Below are 16301 nucleotides of genomic sequence, written 5' to 3'. Positions count from 1 at the left end.
ACATCAACGTTCCGCCATCCTGACAGGGGGTCCCTTTTGCGTGCCGATAGGGGGTCCCGTTTGGACGCCGATTGACATCGTCGCGGCCTGGGGCATGGGTGTCGACAGCACTGCCATGATCATCGAGTGGGCGGCACGTCGATATCGCCTCGATGCCGTGATTGCAGCCGACCCTGGCGCAGAAAGGCCCGAGACCTACGCCTTTCTGCCGATCTTCCAAAAATGGATGAATGATCGCGGAATTCCCAATCACATCGTCCGCTATCAGCCAAAGCGCTTCAAGAACTGGCCGCCATATTACACGATCATCGAGAATTGCCTCACCAACGGTACGCTGCCCTCGATCAGCTTTGGCGTGAACCACACCTGCAGCCAGAAATGGAAAATTCAGCCTCAAAACAAATGGGTAGAGGAGTGGGAGCCGGCCCAGCGCACCTGGGCCACGGGCGCAAAGGTGCTCAAACTGATCGGCTATGATTCCTCACCCGCAGACAGTCGACGCTATGCCCATCGTGAAGGCCATGTCGATGATCGCTACGATTATCGATATCCTCTTCGCGAATGGAGTTGGACCCGCGAAGACTGCATCCGCCGCATTACGGAGGAGGGCTTGCCGGTTCCCCACAAGAGCGCCTGTATATGCTGTCTCGCAGCTCGCCCTTCAGAGATCAGGACACTTCCGCCCTGGTGCCTCCGCTTGATCGTTCTGCTCGAGGCGCGCGCAGCGCCACGTCTGCGCACTATCGACGGTCTCTGGCGGAAAGGCACCAAAGGGATGCGCGGCCGCGAAGCTCATCCAGGCTCGATGACGGAGTTCATTCGCATCGAAGGACTGCTTCCAGCCAGCGACATCGACAATATCGTCGCCAATGCGCCAGCCGATCTCATCCGCTTCCAGGATGCCGCCGCGTTCGTGCCGGTCGAAGAGCGCGAGCCGCTGCGGAGCTGGCTTGATCGTTTCAACGCTGGCGCCGAGCCCGTGGACGCGATCCTTGAGCGCCGCGCGGCCTGATCAAGCGAGCGAATGATTGATGTCTCCTCGGCACGCTTCATTATGGTGAGACCTGACCATCTACCGATCAAATCCTGATTTGATAACTGCGCATATCGGATCGACTAGGAGGACGCCGTGATAATCTTCACCGCCCATGCTGGCCCGTCGACGAACCTCTCCGACGCGTGTCACGAAGCAACAGACCTCTGCAATCGCCTCGGCGTCGGCATAGACCTGACCTTTGAAGGGCGCGTGATCGCGGTTCGAGCAGGGAATCATCTCTACAACCTCATTCAGGCGCATAAGCACCACGTCGGCGGGCGCTCCTGAAGAGCGCCAATATGCGTCTCGTTGACGAACTCGCCGCGCACCGGATGCTGTATGTCCGAGCCCTTCCGACGCTCCCCGACATCCTCCTGATCGACATACCGCCGCGCTTCGCCGCGCCAACCCTCCCGATGGGCCGCTACTATCCCATCATCCTCGAGACCCCGACAGAACTCTTGGAGATGGAAGCGTTTCTCCACGCCGAGCGCCCAACCGCGATTCCGCCGAACCTCTTCGATCGGCGGTCCTCGGCTCTCCTGACCGAAGACATCATCTTCGCCCGCTATGCGCCTCCAGGGCCCGCATGGCCTTGGCTATTGCTGTGCTGCTGGCCCGCGGCTTACCGTTCCCTGGTCCCGTCCGAGAGCGATCAATTCGCACGCGAAATTTATACGATCGAGCTCTTCGCGACCCTCGCCGACTTGGAAGCCACCGAAATGCTTCTCTTGGAAACGCTCGGGACGCAGCAGGTGCTGCAGATCAAATATCTCGCTGATAACGAGGGAAACGCCTGAGCGTTGGTGCGGTCCTATCCGTTCGGCAAGACGGGCATCGGTGCACCCGCCGCCCTGATCACGCGATACATGTCGGCGCGCACGCCCATCAGGTCGGAAAGCCACCGCAGATATGCCAGCGCCTCCACAAAGGTCAAATCCGCCAAGGCATCGTGGAGGCTTCGCTGATAGTGGCACCCCGGGCGGTCGATCAGTTCCATCAGGTCCCGAGCAGCGTCGCTCTCCAGCATATCGAGGCCCAGATCATGATCGGAAGCCACACCGAGCACCAGATCCGCCAGTTCTTGGCTATCATAATAGCCGCCATCCAGACCCTGCCGCAGCGAAAGGGATGCAAGCTGCCGCTGCCGTTCATCCGTCTCAGGATCCTCGATCACATCAAGCAGAGGCAGGTTGAAATCATAGGTCCGTAGCAGCGAAGCAATCATGGTTTCCTCCATGTCCGTTAAGAACATAATCGGAACGCGATTGCAAGAATCGGCTCACGCGTGGCACATCGCAATCGAGAGGGAATACTGAACATGATGCCTACGATCCACTCGCGCCATCTCCGAACAGGCGCATCACGGCCGCGTCCGCCTGTGATTCGGCCATGACGAACGGCCCATATCGTCGGCTGACGGGCATACTTCGATCAAACGGACGCAGTTCGGTCCTAGAGACCGATGACGGCGAAATAGTCCGCCTTGCGACCTCTGATGACCATACCGTCCACGATGGAACCCGCGTCATCGTCGAAGGCCGGATGTCCGGACCGGACCTCCTCAAGCTCGTCTGGATCGGGTCGGCAACCGTCTAGTCGGTCACACTCGCCGATCTTGAGCACGACCTGCCTCGCGACCGATGCGAAACCAATCGGCAAGCCATTTTGGCTTACCAGAACCTTTCCCCGAAGTAGTGCGACATGCGCGCCTCCTGCGCGCTCCAAGGTAGCAAGCCGATCCCAGCAAATTTGGTGGTCGCGCGGGTGAGGTAAGGAAAGCTGCGGTGGGGAGGGCGGTCGCGCGGCGCGTGTCCGCCGCGTGGATGACGTTTCGCGTTTTGCATCACGCCTGCTGCTCCCGGGATCTTCGACGTCGCCGGGATCGTCCGCGGATACCACCTCGCTGCATCGATAATCCCGAGTTGGAGTCTCTCCAGCCTCATCAATCCAGACGGCGAACCACGCGGCCATGAAGAGGACTGGCGGCGAACAAGGCGCGCCAGCCGCAGCGGCGCGCCAGGCGGAGCCGTCCGCGCCATAGAGGAGAGAAGGACTTGAGAGAGTGTCGCCGGAAATGAGTTCCGAGCGATACTCGAAAGGTTAAGTCCATGAATATCGGTGAAATTCGGAACGTGAACGGTCGTCTGATGGGATCGATCGCCACTCGCACGATCGACCTCCCCCGCATTGGTCTGCGGATGGTCGAGAGCGACAACGAGCGCGCACCCGTATGCGAAGTCGTTGCCCTCAACGTGGCGCGCCGCTGGGTGCAGATCGGCGCCCTGTGGAAGGCCTATTCAAAGCGCACGGGCGAGGAGTTCCTCGCGGGCAGCATCGACGATCCGAGCCTGCCTGAACCGCTGCCGGTCGCCCTGTTCCCGACCGAGAATGGCGGCTTCATGATCGCATGGCGTCGCGAGACCGTCCGCGCCGAATTTGGCGGAGGCTTCGGCGCTACGCCCGCCAACAGCCCGCTCGGTGGCGGCTTCGGATCTCCGCAGCGCAGCTATGATGAGCGTGCTGGCGGCGGCTTCGGGGAGAGCACGGCCGGCGACGACGGCTCGCTGGTCGGCGCGGGTGCGGATCTCGACGACGACATCCCGTTCTCCTGAGCACCAAGGGCTGAATCTCAGCCTCAGCCGGGCCGGGGGAGCGCTGAGCCGCTTCTCCGGCCCTTTGGCTTCCCCAGATCCGAAGGAATTGCATCATGGCCAGCAAGGCACAGTCGCGCCGCGTCAGCAGCTTGGCGGACCTCAAGGAACTTTACGCAGAACAGATCGCGACGCCCGAGTTTCAGGCGTCATTTGGTGATCCGATCCCGCTCTCGATCGTCGAGCCCGGTGAAGAGCCGGGCGAACATGATATGCCGAACCCCTTCGCGGCGCAGGCGGAATGCGGTGGCATCATCGCCGCCATCTTCGATCTGTTCGCCGGAACACGGCTCGAAGCGCTCGCCCCTGAGATCGCTTGGGGGTTCGTGAACAGCTTCCACTTCGTCGCGACGAAGCTGGAGCGCCGCGAGGACAGTCTCGCTTCGGAGATCGGCGACATGGTGCGCCGTCCCGACATGAGCGAGGTGTTCAGCAGCCAGCTCGAAGAAAAGCAGCTCCTGTGCCGATCGACCACCGAGCAACGCGACGCGATCGAATGCATGCGCGACTATGCCGCCGAAATGTATCGTGCGCAGTCCGGCTGGCCTTGGTCGCCGGCCCGCGGCTCACGCGCATCCTCTGCCTCGACGGCAAGCGTGATCGCGGCCCAGGACTTCCTGCGGGAACGTGCGCTCGCCGAACGCGAGAAGCATGTCCCGCAAGGGCCGATCGTCGTCTTCTCGGGGCCGGCGCAGTGGCACGACTGGGAGATGCTCTGGCGCAAGCTCGACGAGGTCCATGCGCGCGTTCCGCACATGACGCTGGTCACGACAGGCCAGCGCAAGGGAGCCGACGCGATCGCCGCTGCATGGGCTGCCCGCGCCGACGCCCGAGTGCCCGTGGTTGCCTATGGCCTCTACGGGACGGGCAAGAAGACCGCCTTCACACGTAACCGCAAGCTTGCCGAACTGAAACCGGTCGAGGCGGTCCTCTGCGAGGGCTCCGGACTTCAGGCCAACCTCTATCAAACACTGCGGAAGGCGGGCGTTCCCATCCATGCTTTCCGCAAGGTTGATCAGGCTCCGGACACGCAGCTGCCCCTGCCAAGGCCTGCCGCTCGGGGCTTCGGAAGACGTTCGCAGGCCGATCAACTCTCTGCGGCGGCCTAACGAAGGCCCATTATCCGCGTAGAATATCGAGCCGGTCACTCCGTGGCCGGCTCTTCCCTCCAACGGAGGTGGTCATGAGCCGGCACACCCTTCCACCATTGCTCAATGACGGTCCCCATCCACTCGCTGTCGCGATCGGATGGGATCCCCCATTGGCGACCTTCTTCGCCGTGGTGTCGCGGCCCGGCGGGGACGACGACGAGGACGATATCATCCTTTGGGTCGGCACCGATTATGCTGAACTGCCGGAAGTCCGGGCAGCCATCGAGGCGGTGCGCCCCTATGCGGCCATACCGGACGATCTGGTTTCCCTGCTGGAGAGCGATCGCCTTAACGAGGGCGCGCGACCGCGCCCGGTTTGGCTCACCTGATACCCGCGATCATCTCGATGCTACTCGATGGGCCGGCCGCGGCTTCGCGCGCCGGCCCTTTTTTTGCTGCGCGCGAAGTGTCGGCAGCCTCGCCTTGGCGAGCGCAGCACGGCCGACACGGACGAAGCGCCCGCGTTACCCGTGCGATCCGAGGGGCGTCGAACCCCCCGAATCGCAGCCTCTTCCTCTCTCTCAACTCTTCCAAGGATGGCACGGGGTCAGCACCGGCCTCAAGGACGGCGGGGCCCCACCATTTTCTTTGGCGGATCAGGCGGAGGCGCGCTCCTTCGACCTTGGAGGGCCGCCAAAGAAAATCGTGACCCCCACCGCCGCTTCGCGGTCGCGGACAGGCTCGCGATCCTTGACCCCTACGCTCAGAGCCCGTGCCGGGGATGAGCCTCATCGATCAGTGTTGAAGGAGGCAAGCATGTGCAGGGTGCTCAACAAGCGCGTGGTCGGATTGCCGCGTGGCGCGGTCTATATCGGACGCGGCAGCAAATGGGGCAATCCGTTCGTCATCGGACGGGACGGGGATCGCGCGACTGTCATCGCGAAATATGAGCGTTGGCTGCGCACGCGGCACGATCTATTGCGCGCGCTGGACGAACTGCGCGGCAGGGATCTCGTGTGCTTCTGCGCGCCGCTGGCATGTCATGGCGATGTGCTGCGACGGCTTGCGAACGCCACGCGCGAAGAGCGTATCGCATGGTGGGGAGCGGCGGCATGACCCATGATCGAGAACCTGCCGAGCCTGGCGGCTCTGCAGCGTTCTCAGTCCCATTTTAGGGCGCTGGAGCGCCGAGGGGCGTCAAGGACGGCGGGGCCCCACCATTTTCTTTGGCGGATCAGGCGGAGGCGCGCTCCTTCGACTTTGGAGGGCCGCCAAAGAAAATCGTGACCCCCACCGCCGCTTCGCGGTCGGCTTCGCTCGATCCTTGACCCCGTCGCTCGGCGCCCGTGCCGACGGAAGAGCCTCTTTCAATTCAAAGGAGGCTATCGTGGCTCAGTTCAAGCGCAGCATTCGGGACTTCAGGGACATCGCCGCTCTCATCGCCGAGGAGACAGGACAGGCGAACGACAACTTCGCGACAGCCTTCGCTTCCGACCTCGACGGGGTCCGCTTCGGCCGTGGCGACGAGGAAATGACCACCGACATGCCGGATGCGATGCAGGCCCAGCTCGCCGTCGAGTTGATCATCGCCACGATCTTCGATGTCCTTCGCGACACACGCCTCGAACGCGCAGCCGAACGCATCGCATGGGGCGTCGTTCACAGCTTCCACCGGGTATCGAACGAATGGTCCGGCATCGCCGACAAGGCCGTTCGAGAGGTGCAGGACCTGCTCAAGTCCGTCGACGGTTCGGAAATCCACAGCGTCGAACTCGAAGCCGCACGGGACGCTGTGGCGTTCCTCGACGAAGCGACCGACGCTCTCGCCTGCATGCGGGACCATGCCGCCGCAACATACCGTGTCGAGGTTGGCCGTCCGTGGTCAGCGCCGAAGGCGACGCTGGTGTCCTCAAAGCGCACCCACGCCGTCATTCAGGGCACCGATTACCTCGCAGCACGTCGCCAAAGGCGGATAGGGCAGCACCATCCCGAAGGCCCGCTGGTCGTCTTTTCCGGAGGCAAGCGGTGGAGCAACTATAGGCCGATCTGGAAGGCGCTGGACGAGATGAGGGCGATCCGGCCGAGGATGGTTCTGCTCACCACCGCGCAGGACGCAGGCGCGGACGCGATCGCCGAAGCGTGGGCCGCGCGGACCAAGACGCCGCTGGTCAAGCTTGGCCTCGATGTTCCGCGCTGGGGGCCGAAGCGGGCCGGGTTCGTCCGCAACGACCAGATCGCGCGGTTGCAGCCAGCGGACGCAATCGTCGCCGAGGGAACAGGCGTGCAGGCGCAACTGGTCCGGGTGCTGCGCTCCATAGGCATCGCGCCGACATTGCTTACACTCTACGGCGGTCCGGCGGATTGGGCCTGCTGATCCGGCGATGCGCGGGGCCGCTTCGGGATGCTTCCCGGATCGGTCCCGCTTTCTCTTCTGTCGATCCAGCAATCGTCGCCTTCCGGGGACCAGGCGCGCGCGCACCTGGTCCCGTCAGGCGACGATGCGACACCTACGGTGCCGGCCTCCTGTGCGCGGCTCCGCCGTGCTCGTCGCTGGGTCATCCCTTCGGGATGAATCGGGCGCTCAGGCGCCCTGCGCCGGCACGGCCTTGAGCGCCGCAATCGCAGGTGGTCCGCCGACGCGTATCGCCTGCGCCAGAATATCGCGGAACTCGCGTTCCGTCAGTCTTTCGATCTCCAGCTCCGGCACCAAACCGGCGTATCGGCCCCGCAAAGCGCGGCGCGCGCTCTCGACTTCGTCGTCGAGCTTCCGCCGACGCGCTTCGAGATCGGCAAGTAGTTCTCGTTCACTCTTCTTGGGCATTTCCACGATCCTTCTCATGGGTCTGCCCGCCAACCCATGACATCGCTCAACGGAGCGTCCGTTGCAACCCAGCGCAGGTGATAGCCGGCGCTCCGCCGGCGATGAAAAGCTTCTCCCTGAGCGATTCCAGCGCCCGCCACCCCTGACGGACATATCTCCTGCCTCGGCCGCTCGTGCGCAGCTACGTTCGGTCCGATCAGCGGTGCTTTGCTGTTAACCCCGAACCCCTGCGGGGCTCGGGGGCAAAGCAGGGCGCTCTCACATCTCGACATCAGACTGAGCCTCATCGCCAAAGCATGACGCTGGGTGTCCATCGGCCGTCAAGGATCAGCGGTCCCCCCAATTTTGCCGCCGCTCCGCTACGCTCCGCGACAACAAAATCGGTTCCCCCGCTGCCCGCTGCGCGGCGGCTGCGCCGTCCCTGACTGCCTCAACACCGCGTCCCGATGCTTCCATCCTCATCTGATGGAGATGGGGAGCGCCTGACGATGGAGGCTCTCATGGACGATTTCGAGGACAATTTCTCTACCATATTCTCTGCCCCAATCTGCCCGACCTGCGCGACAAGCTTCGACTCGGATCAATATGACGACGTCGATGACTGCGCGCGTTGCTCGAACTGCGGCACGACCTACAAGATACCCGACGATTGCCGGCCGCTTCACCCGGAAGACAACGCCGAACATGCCTTCTTGGAGACCGCTCAGTCCGTCGCTCTCGACCAGTTCCGGGCCGACGCCAAGCGGGTCTCCGAGGCAATGATGCGCCAGACCGCCGGCGGAACCTACGAGATGTATGAGCGCTGGTTCACCGAGGCCCTAGAGCCCTATCTCGACGACCTCGATCCGGCGCTGCGCCACCACGCCATCGCGATCGCCCGCGACCTCGGTTACATCGACGATCCCGACGTTATTGCGGCAGGATTCGGTCCCGGCCTCTGCTCCATATCCGGCATCGAGGAACACTATTGTCACTGCGGCCGGCACGAATGACCAACCCCGGGATCGGGCCTTGCGCCCGGTCCCTTTTCTTTTGTCGCTTGACCTCCCTTCGGCTCGCTCGCGTACCGCGCGGACCGTTCGGTCCGCACGCCGCTACGCATTGCCGGGGTCTCCCGACCGAGAGGAAAAATCTCTCACAGACTTCCCATCCTGTCGGACGGCCGAGCCCGCCTCAAGGACGGCGGGGCCCCACCATTTTCTTCGGCGGGCCGAGGCCAGCGCTCTCCCTTTGACGTCGTGGGCGCCGAAGAAAATCGTGACCCCCACCGCCGCTTCGCGGTCGCTTCGCGATCCTTGACCCGGTCTCGGCCGCCCGACGCCCGCTCCGCTGTCATTCAAGACAGCAGGAGGCCCACATGCAGATCATCTCGACCATCGCCGCTTACGATCATGCCGGGTTCATGGCCGCAATCGCGTGCGCAGAGCGTCGCGCTCTCCATAGCTACTTCGACCAGCACGTGATCGAGGACCCCGAAAACGGCTACATCGCCATCGACCAAGGCGACTATGACGCGCTGCCGATGACGATCATCGACCGGGTGGTCCACACAGTCCCCGGCGGCATGTCCGACGAGTTCTGAAATGACAGGGAGGGGCGGTAACGCCTCTCCTTTTTTTGTTCGAGCACACCAACATGAAGAGGCTGTCGATCACCTTGTGGGGAAGCCCCGCCCGTGCCCGGACGAGGCTACGCAGCGACGCTGTCGCTGCGAAGAAGGAACGCACGCCCGGAGGCGTTTGTAATGCACCCCACGCACGGGTGCTGCGGCGATAAACGCCTGCGAATCAATGGTTTGCTTTGGGTGCCACGGGAGCCATCGGCACCATGAATTGGCATCCGTGGCACCCAGGACAGCATTTGACCGCGATGAAGCCCAGCATTTCCGCCATTTCAATGCGGGTGCCATGGCACACAGTCATTTTTATTGAGAGTCCGGGCGACTTCGGCTATAAGGACGACGCTTCATGACTTCCGGCATCGGGGCTCCACCTGTGGAGCGCCGATATGTTTCGAGTAAGTGTGCGGGTCGACGCCGACCTGTACCAGCGACTTTCCCGCCGGGCCGCCGGCGCTGATCTCTCCCTTTCCGACTTCGTTCGATCGGTCCTGACGCAGGCTGCGGACCCCGGCGGGCGGTACATCTATTCCTCGCAGGACGAGATACTCGCCACCTGCATTCAGATCCTCTCGATCGTCGCAACCGCCACTGGGCAGCAGTCGCCGAAGGCTCTCGAACAGGCGAAAGCGGGCGCCCGCGATATGCTCCTTCAGCGCGGCCTGCTCGGTCAGGAGGGCGCCCGGTGAGCATCTTCCGCAACGACACGCTCGGCTCCTGGACACGGGGTGGTCAGGCTATCGTCCACAACGTCCGGATGACCACCCAGGTCTTCTTCCAGACCATGGTTGCTGGGCTGGTGATCTGGGTCATGGGGATCATCTGGTACGCGCTTGAGAAATCCAGCGACTACGAGCGCTTCGTGCTGATGAAGCTCGTCGAGGCAAGCTTCAAGGTCGACGCGGCCGCCGGCACCAACGACCCCGTGCTCTTCAAGACGCCGGCCGGAAAACAATATTGGACGTCTTCCGATTGGCTGATGGCATCGAGCCTCGCCAAGAAGACGCTTCACAGCTTCGAACTCTACCTTATCCATGGTGCCCTAGTCTCCGGGATATTCGCGCTCGGCGCGCTCGCCTGGGCCTGGTTCTACTTCACGCGAACAGGAAAGGGACTTGGCTCCAATCAGTATCTGCGCGGGGCGCGGTTCGGCACCCTCCGGCAGGTGAAGCGGGCGCTGCTCTGGCAGAAGAAGGGGGGGCTCACGATCGGGGGCGTCACCGTTCCGGAAGCCTTCGAGCCCGAGCATATTCTCCTGTGCGGGGCTCCCGGGACGGGCAAGACCAACCTCATCATCAAGATGCTCGACGGGATCCGCAAGGCGGGAAAGCGCGCCATCGTCTACGACACCGCGGGCACATTCGTGGAAAAATTCTATCGGCCCGAAGTCGACTCGCTCCTCAATCCGCTCGACCAGCGGACGGCGCGCTGGTCGCCGTGGGTCGACGTGCCACGGGACTATCATTACGACCAGATCGCGGAGTCGACGATCCCCGATAAAACCGGCGATCCCTTCTGGGCGAAGGCAGCACGCGGGACCCTTGTCGCGGTCATGCGCAAGCTCGCCAAGCAGAAGCATACATTCGTTTCCGTCCTGCTTGACCGGCTGCTGCGCTCCAAGCTGAGGGATCTCGCAGCCTTCGCGGCGGGTACGGATGCCGCCGCCTTCATCTCCACCGAGGGGGAGCGCACGTCCGCCGGCATCCAGGCTGAACTCGCGTCGGTGATGCGCAGCTTCGCCTATCTCGATGACACCGAAGATGGCTTCTCCATCCGCGACTGGGTGGAGACGGGGGCGGCCGGCAGCTGGCTGTTCATCACCGTCAAAGCGGACCAGCTTCCTTCTCTCAGACCCCTGATCACGGTTTGGCTCGACATCGCGATCTCGGCGATCATGAGCCTCGTTCCTGATCGCGACCGGCGGCTCTATTGCGTGATCGACGAGCTGCCGACACTCCAGAAGCTGCCGTCCCTGTCCGACTTCCTCGCCCGCGCCCGCAAATATGGCGGGTGCGGCATTTTGGGCTTCCAGTCCTATCCCCAGCTGGAGGCCACATACGGCATCCAGGATGCCGCAGCGATCACCGGCTATTGCTCGACCTGGGTCGCGCTGCGCGCCAACGACTCCCCCACCGCCAAGCATGTCTCCGAGAATCTCGGCCAGGTCGAGCAGGTCGAGGCGAACGAAGGCATGTCCTATGGCGTCAACGATATGCGGGACGGTGTGAACCTCTCGCGCATGCAGGTGACCCGGCCGCTGGTGATGCACACCGAGGTCACCAATCTCCCCAACCTGTCCGGTTTTCTCCGCTTCGGGCGCAATCTCCCGGTGGTTCGGTTTGCCGACCAATATAACGAGGTCGCCTCTTTGGCCGAGCCATTCGTCGAGCGCACGACGCCGCCGGTCCGTCTCTCGCAGGCCAGCAAGCTCATAAGGCTGGCCCATGCGGAGGCGCGGATCCGTGAACAGATGGAGCGGGAACAAAAACAGGGGAATCCGCCGCCGCAGGACAAGCCAAGGCCGGACCGGAAAGCCGCGCCGCCGTCCGACAAACAGCCGGACCTCTTCGCGCCGGGCATACCTGTCGATCAGGAAGATCAGGTCGATGCCATCCTCTCCGCTGGCGAGGGTGAGATGCCCGTCCCTGTCAGCGTCGCCTGGGATATTCTCGCGGCCCGACAAGGCGATATCAAATCGGATCTGGTTCAGCACGGTCAGGCGAACGGCCCGCGTGAACCGGCGAGGCCGGCATGATCAATCCCGTCCGCCTCAAGGGCACGCCCGCCAACATCGCCCGCTATTATACGGTCGGCGACTACTACACCAAGGGAGCCGAAGAGCATTCCGAATGGGACGGCAAAGTTGCCGCCGAGCTTGGCCTCGAAGGCAAGGTTGATCACAAAATTTTCAAGGAGCTGCTCGCCGGCAAGGTCGGCGATCAGCAGCTAGGGCGGCATCGTCAGAACGGTGAGATCGAGCATCACCCGGGATGGGACTTTTCGGTCAACGCTCCCAAGTCGATCTCGATCATGGCGCTGGTGATGGGCGACGAGCGCATCCTCGCCGCTCATGAGCGCGCCGTCACCGCCGCCCTCGACTATCTGGAAGAACACGCCACGCTCCGCCGGCGCGATGAAGGGGAGATACTGCACGAAACAACCGGCCGCCTGATCATCGCCCGTTTCACTGAGCACGCATCGCGGGAGCGTGATCCCCATCTCCATACCCACGCCGTGGTCATGAACATGACCAATCGCGAGGATGGAGCACCGATGGCCAGCCTCGAAACCCGGGCCATGTTCGCCGAGCAGATGGTCGCCGGACAGGTTTACCGCAATGAGCTGGCCCGCGATCTTCTCGAGCAGGGTCATGAAATAGAATTCGACGCCCGCACGGGACTCTTCGAACTGGCCAACTTCCCGAAGGAGCTCCTTCAGGAATTCTCCCAGCGCGGCGAACAGATCAACGATCACGCAAAGGAGCATGGCTTCTCGGGCCAGGCCGAAAGGCAACGGTCCTTCTATGCCACGCGACCCCCCAAGGTGAAAATCGGCCTCGACGATCTGCATCGGCAATGGACGGATCGATCGCAGCCGCACCGCCCATTTCTGGAATCGGTCGCCACTAAGGCCGAGCAGAAGGAGGAGCGCCCCTCCGAGGCCGATCCGGTCATGGTCGGAAGAGCCGCCCTATTCGGCATTCGTCAGGCGGAAACCCGGGAAGCCGTCAACAACCGCGGCCGTATCTTGAGGCTCGGCCTTGCCAGCCATGTCGGCGATGTGCGCCTTTCGGATCTGCTGCCACAGGTCGAGATGCATGAAGAGCGCCGCAAGCTGCTCGCCACGCGCGCGCCTACGGGGGATCAGACCCTCACCCGTGGGCGGACGACACGGCGAACCGCCCGCCTCGAACTCGCGCTCACCCAGCACCTGGCTTTGTCATTGAATGATGCCCGGCCGATTGCCTCATCGGATCGTCTCCTCCTGGCTCTCGAAAGTGCAGGGCTCAAGCCGGCACAGGAACAGGCCCTGGTCGATGTCGCGACATCGCGTGACCGCGTGTCTGGCATTCACGGCGTCGCCGGTTCAGGCAAATCGACGCTGGTGAGGACGCTCAAAGACGCTGCCGAACCGGGCACGACGCTGTTGGCGCTCGCACCGACATCGTCGGCAGCAGCCGACCTGGGTCGGAAAGCGAATATCGAGTCGCGGACCGTCGCCAGCCTGCTCGCCGGAGGCGGCCACGGCCTCACGGACCGGCACGTCCTTGTCGTCGATGAGGCAGGCCAGCTCGGCAACCGGCAGGCTCTTCGCGTTCTCGAGATCAGTCGCGCGACCGGCGCCCGGGTGCTCCTGCTGGGGGACAACAAGCAGACGGGCGCCATCGAGCAGGGGAAGGCCTTCTGGCTACTTCAGAAGCTGGGAATGCCTACCGCACAGCTCACCGAAGCAATCCGTCAGGAAACGAAGGTGATGAAGGCTGCGGTCGCGCAGGCGCGTGCCGGAGACTATGCGGCATCTATCACCAGCCTCGACAAGGTCATGAGCGGCGAGACCGCCGACAAGCTCGCTAAGGGGCTCGTCGAAGAATGGACGCGGCTCAAGCCGGAGAACCGGGCCAATACCAACATCCTCGTCCTCGACAATGCCACTCGGCTCATCGTCAACACCCAGATCCGGGAGACCCTGAAGAGGGAAGGGGTCGTCGCCGCCGAAGACACCCGACTCTCCGTCCTGACCGCGTCCGGCATGACCGACGAGGAAAAGCGCAATGCCCGCTTCTATTCCGGCGGGCAGGTCGTGACCTTCGGCCGTGATATCGCCGGCGCGGGGATCGCACGCGATACGGAATATCGCGTCATCGGGCTTGGACGCGATGCCAACGGCCGCCAGATGGTCCGGCTCGTTGACGAAAATGGGCGCACCATCCGCTGGGATCCTCGGCTCGGTTCAGCGCGCCGGGTCAATGTGTTCAATCGGGAGGAGCGCGACCTGGGCGAGGGAGATCGCATCCAGTGGCGGCTGGCGAACAAGGACCTGCATCTCAAGAACGCTGAGCGGGGTACCGTCGAGAAGCTGGATGGAACGATCGCCACAATCCGCTGGGATCGTGACGAGCGCGTACAGAAGGTCGATCTCTCGGTCCATAAGACCTGGGATCATGGCTACTCCGAAACGGTCTACTCCGCCCAGTCGAAGACATACGATCGCGTCTACGTGCTGGCGCCCGTCAACTCAGGCCTCGTCAACGGCCAGAATTATTACACGGCGATCACGCGGGCTCAGTATGGCGTGAAGCTCTGGACCGAGGACGTGAAGCGGCTCGCGCAGCGGCTGGCCCAGCGTTCCGGAGAAAAGACATCGTCCCTCGAAGGCCTTGGCCGCCTCGATCGCGACAAGCACAGCCAGTTTTCGGAACGTCATCCGGATCATTTGCGTGAGACGCGCGAGGAGCAGGAGAAGGCCAGGCAGGAGCGTCGCGACGCCATGCTCGAGCGGCAGCTCGCTCGCCGCGGCCCATCGCACAGCAGCTTGGCCGACCGCCTTGCGGGCGGAGCGAGAAGCATCGCCGAGGTGCTGGATCGCTTCCTGCAGTCCGTCCTCGATCGGGGCGGTGCGGCCGATCCGCACGACGCGCGAGAGGCGCATGACGATCGCGCGTCCCCGGCGCCCAGCCAACAACCTGAACCCTCCCATGGCCCAGAGCGATGACAGGACATCGACCATGTTGCTTGCCATACTGACCGTGCTGCTGATCGTCGCTGCGCTGATCGCGCGTGCGGCACATATTCCGCTTCGCCATCGGTGGAGACGCCGACAGGCGAGGACCATGTGCATCGCACTTCACGGTCCCGACCGCTCCCAGCCGCCGGGGCGCATCTATGCGCGATTGCGGGCTATGGATGCGCTCGCATTCGAGGAGCTGCTTCTCGAGAGTTTCGCGATGCGAGGCCACAAGGTGGTGCGCAATCATCGTTATACGGGCGACGGCGGCGTTGATGGACAGGTGACGATTGGCGGCGAGACCTGGCTCATCCAGGCCAAGCGCTATGCCAGTGCGATCCGGCCTGAGCATGTGGAAGCGTTTGCGTTGCTCTGCAGACGCCGCGGGATGCCTGGAGTTTTCATCCACACGGGGCGGACAGGTGGACTGAGCCGCAGCCTCATCGATCGTCATCAGCATGTCGAACTGATCTCGGGTGAGCGGCTGATTGCTCTCCTCACCGGCGGACAACTCGCGCTCAAGGGAGTTGGCATATGAGCGGCTGGCAACAGGCTTCCCGCAGATTGCTGCCGCTGTGTCGCCATGCGGCGATCCTGCTTCCCGCGATCATGTTGTGCGATCTCTCTGCGGCTGTCGCTAGCCCGAGCACGCGTTCGATGAATGAGCGTGAAGTGGCGCGCTGCATCCAGAAGGCAGCCGAAGGTAGACTGTGGCTGGAGAGGACGCTCTGGGGCCTTCGGGACCAGGAGGGGGGCTGGGTCGGCGCCGAGGTACGAAACACCAACGGCTCGCACGATCTTGGTCCTCTTCAAGTCAATAGTTGGTGGGTCTCGAAGATCGCCGCCACTACGGGCCGGCCGGCCGCGCACGTACGATGGTGGCTCACCCACGACGCCTGCTTCAATGTCAGCGCCGCCCGTTGGATATTTCTGTCCGGCTTGGCTGCCACCCGGGACTACTGGAGCGCGGTCGGCGTCTATCACAGCCCAACGGAATGGCGCCAGCGTCGCTACGCAGCCAGCGTCTCGCAACATCTCAAACAGCGATTTGGCGAGCATGTCTTCGCTGTCGCCAGCGTTAGTCCGGTGCCGCGATGAGACGCGCCCGCCTCGAGACTACCGCCTATGGTGATTTGCAGCCACCGGCGCACGGCGAAATCGCACCTCCGGAAAAGCCGTCGCCTGCTCGCGAAGCAGGTCGCGACGATCGTTGGGTCATACGGCGGAGCGCCCTTTCGCGCCAACTGGTCCTTGAGGCGCAATCCTTCTTCGAAAACGGGCTGCAGCGATCGGTCTCCGAAAGCGAAGCGCGCAACCTGCTGGGCAACCTCGGCGATTATATGTGGATCCTGGTCAA

The 16301-nt window shown here is 63.3% G+C and carries 18 protein-coding genes; 16 read left to right on the top strand and 2 right to left on the bottom strand.

The features are described from left to right. Positions 1-94 precede the first annotated feature (94 nt). From L3X40_RS14830 to L3X40_RS14820, 3 genes are all read left to right on the top strand, one after another. On the top strand, positions 95-1012 hold the full coding sequence (locus L3X40_RS14830; protein ID WP_237366279.1) for a hypothetical protein: 918 nt from the start codon (positions 95-97) through the stop codon (positions 1010-1012). A gap of 117 nt (positions 1013-1129) precedes the next feature. After that, the gene (locus L3X40_RS14825; protein WP_145907313.1) at positions 1130-1324 is read left to right on the top strand and encodes a hypothetical protein; all 195 of its coding nucleotides are present in this window, start codon (positions 1130-1132) and stop codon (positions 1322-1324) included. Between the two features lie 11 nt (positions 1325-1335). Further along, positions 1336-1836 (top strand): hypothetical protein, encoded by a 501-nt coding sequence (locus tag L3X40_RS14820; RefSeq protein WP_066557133.1) that lies wholly within the window; start codon positions 1336-1338, stop codon positions 1834-1836. Between the two features lie 14 nt (positions 1837-1850). Here the strand turns inward: L3X40_RS14820 and L3X40_RS14815 are convergent, their stop codons facing one another. Further along, positions 1851-2264 carry a hypothetical protein gene (locus L3X40_RS14815; protein ID WP_145907315.1) on the bottom strand — a complete coding sequence of 138 codons (414 nt, stop codon included), beginning with the start codon at positions 2262-2264 and terminating at the stop codon, positions 1851-1853. Positions 2265-2428: 164 nt separating this feature from the next. On the opposite strand from L3X40_RS14815, the gene L3X40_RS14810 reads away from it, so the two are divergent. The 6 genes from L3X40_RS14810 to L3X40_RS14785 all read left to right on the top strand — a co-directional run bounded on the left by L3X40_RS14810 (position 2429) and on the right by L3X40_RS14785 (position 7155). Further along, positions 2429-2635: a DUF5818 domain-containing protein gene (locus L3X40_RS14810; RefSeq protein WP_237366276.1), complete on the top strand. Its 207-nt coding sequence runs from the start codon at positions 2429-2431 to the stop codon at positions 2633-2635. A gap of 512 nt (positions 2636-3147) precedes the next feature. Next, positions 3148-3651 (top strand): DUF736 domain-containing protein, encoded by a 504-nt coding sequence (locus L3X40_RS14805; RefSeq protein ID WP_066557151.1) that lies wholly within the window; start codon positions 3148-3150, stop codon positions 3649-3651. A gap of 95 nt (positions 3652-3746) precedes the next feature. Then, on the top strand, positions 3747-4799 hold the full coding sequence (locus tag L3X40_RS14800) for a DUF2493 domain-containing protein (protein ID WP_066557154.1): 1053 nt from the start codon (positions 3747-3749) through the stop codon (positions 4797-4799). Positions 4800-4873: 74 nt separating this feature from the next. Further along, positions 4874-5170: a hypothetical protein gene (locus tag L3X40_RS14795; RefSeq protein WP_145907317.1), complete on the top strand. Its 297-nt coding sequence runs from the start codon at positions 4874-4876 to the stop codon at positions 5168-5170. Positions 5171-5597: 427 nt separating this feature from the next. Beyond that, entirely contained in the window at positions 5598-5897 is a 300-nt protein-coding gene (locus L3X40_RS14790) for a DUF4326 domain-containing protein (protein ID WP_066557159.1), read from the top strand. Positions 5898-6168: 271 nt separating this feature from the next. Beyond that, positions 6169-7155: an SLOG family protein gene (locus L3X40_RS14785; protein WP_066557161.1), complete on the top strand. Its 987-nt coding sequence runs from the start codon at positions 6169-6171 to the stop codon at positions 7153-7155. A gap of 207 nt (positions 7156-7362) precedes the next feature. On the opposite strand, the gene L3X40_RS14780 is transcribed toward L3X40_RS14785, so the two are convergent. Continuing rightward, positions 7363-7602: a hypothetical protein gene (locus L3X40_RS14780; RefSeq protein WP_066561692.1), complete on the bottom strand. Its 240-nt coding sequence runs from the start codon at positions 7600-7602 to the stop codon at positions 7363-7365. Positions 7603-8102: 500 nt separating this feature from the next. Here L3X40_RS14780 and L3X40_RS14775 point away from each other — a divergent pair, with 500 nt between their 5' ends. From L3X40_RS14775 to L3X40_RS14745, 7 genes are all read left to right on the top strand, one after another. Further along, positions 8103-8594, top strand: coding sequence for a hypothetical protein (locus L3X40_RS14775; RefSeq protein WP_082748898.1), 492 nt, complete (start codon positions 8103-8105; stop codon positions 8592-8594). A gap of 365 nt (positions 8595-8959) precedes the next feature. Beyond that, on the top strand, positions 8960-9184 hold the full coding sequence (locus L3X40_RS14770; RefSeq protein ID WP_066557165.1) for a hypothetical protein: 225 nt from the start codon (positions 8960-8962) through the stop codon (positions 9182-9184). A gap of 425 nt (positions 9185-9609) precedes the next feature. Then, on the top strand, positions 9610-9909 hold the full coding sequence (locus tag L3X40_RS14765; protein WP_066557167.1) for a ribbon-helix-helix protein, CopG family: 300 nt from the start codon (positions 9610-9612) through the stop codon (positions 9907-9909). After that, the gene (locus tag L3X40_RS14760; protein WP_066557169.1) at positions 9906-11975 is read left to right on the top strand and encodes a type IV secretion system DNA-binding domain-containing protein; all 2070 of its coding nucleotides are present in this window, start codon (positions 9906-9908) and stop codon (positions 11973-11975) included. Before L3X40_RS14765 ends, L3X40_RS14760 begins: the two co-directional genes overlap by 4 nt. After that, a complete protein-coding gene (mobF, locus tag L3X40_RS14755) occupies positions 11972-14932 on the top strand; it encodes a MobF family relaxase (RefSeq protein WP_066557170.1) in 2961 nt (986 codons plus the stop codon). Before L3X40_RS14760 ends, mobF begins: the two co-directional genes overlap by 4 nt. After that, a complete protein-coding gene (locus L3X40_RS14750) occupies positions 14916-15482 on the top strand; it encodes a restriction endonuclease (RefSeq protein ID WP_237366275.1) in 567 nt (188 codons plus the stop codon). The genes mobF and L3X40_RS14750 overlap by 17 nt, the downstream gene beginning before the upstream one ends. Beyond that, a complete protein-coding gene (locus tag L3X40_RS14745) occupies positions 15479-16042 on the top strand; it encodes a lytic transglycosylase domain-containing protein (RefSeq protein WP_328805332.1) in 564 nt (187 codons plus the stop codon). Before L3X40_RS14750 ends, L3X40_RS14745 begins: the two co-directional genes overlap by 4 nt. Positions 16043-16301: the final 259 nt, after the last annotated feature.

The sequence above is a fragment of the Rhizorhapis sp. SPR117 genome (assembly GCF_021742065.1).
Note: the sequence above shows the minus strand (reverse complement) of the source record. Positions and strands in the feature narration are given on the sequence as shown.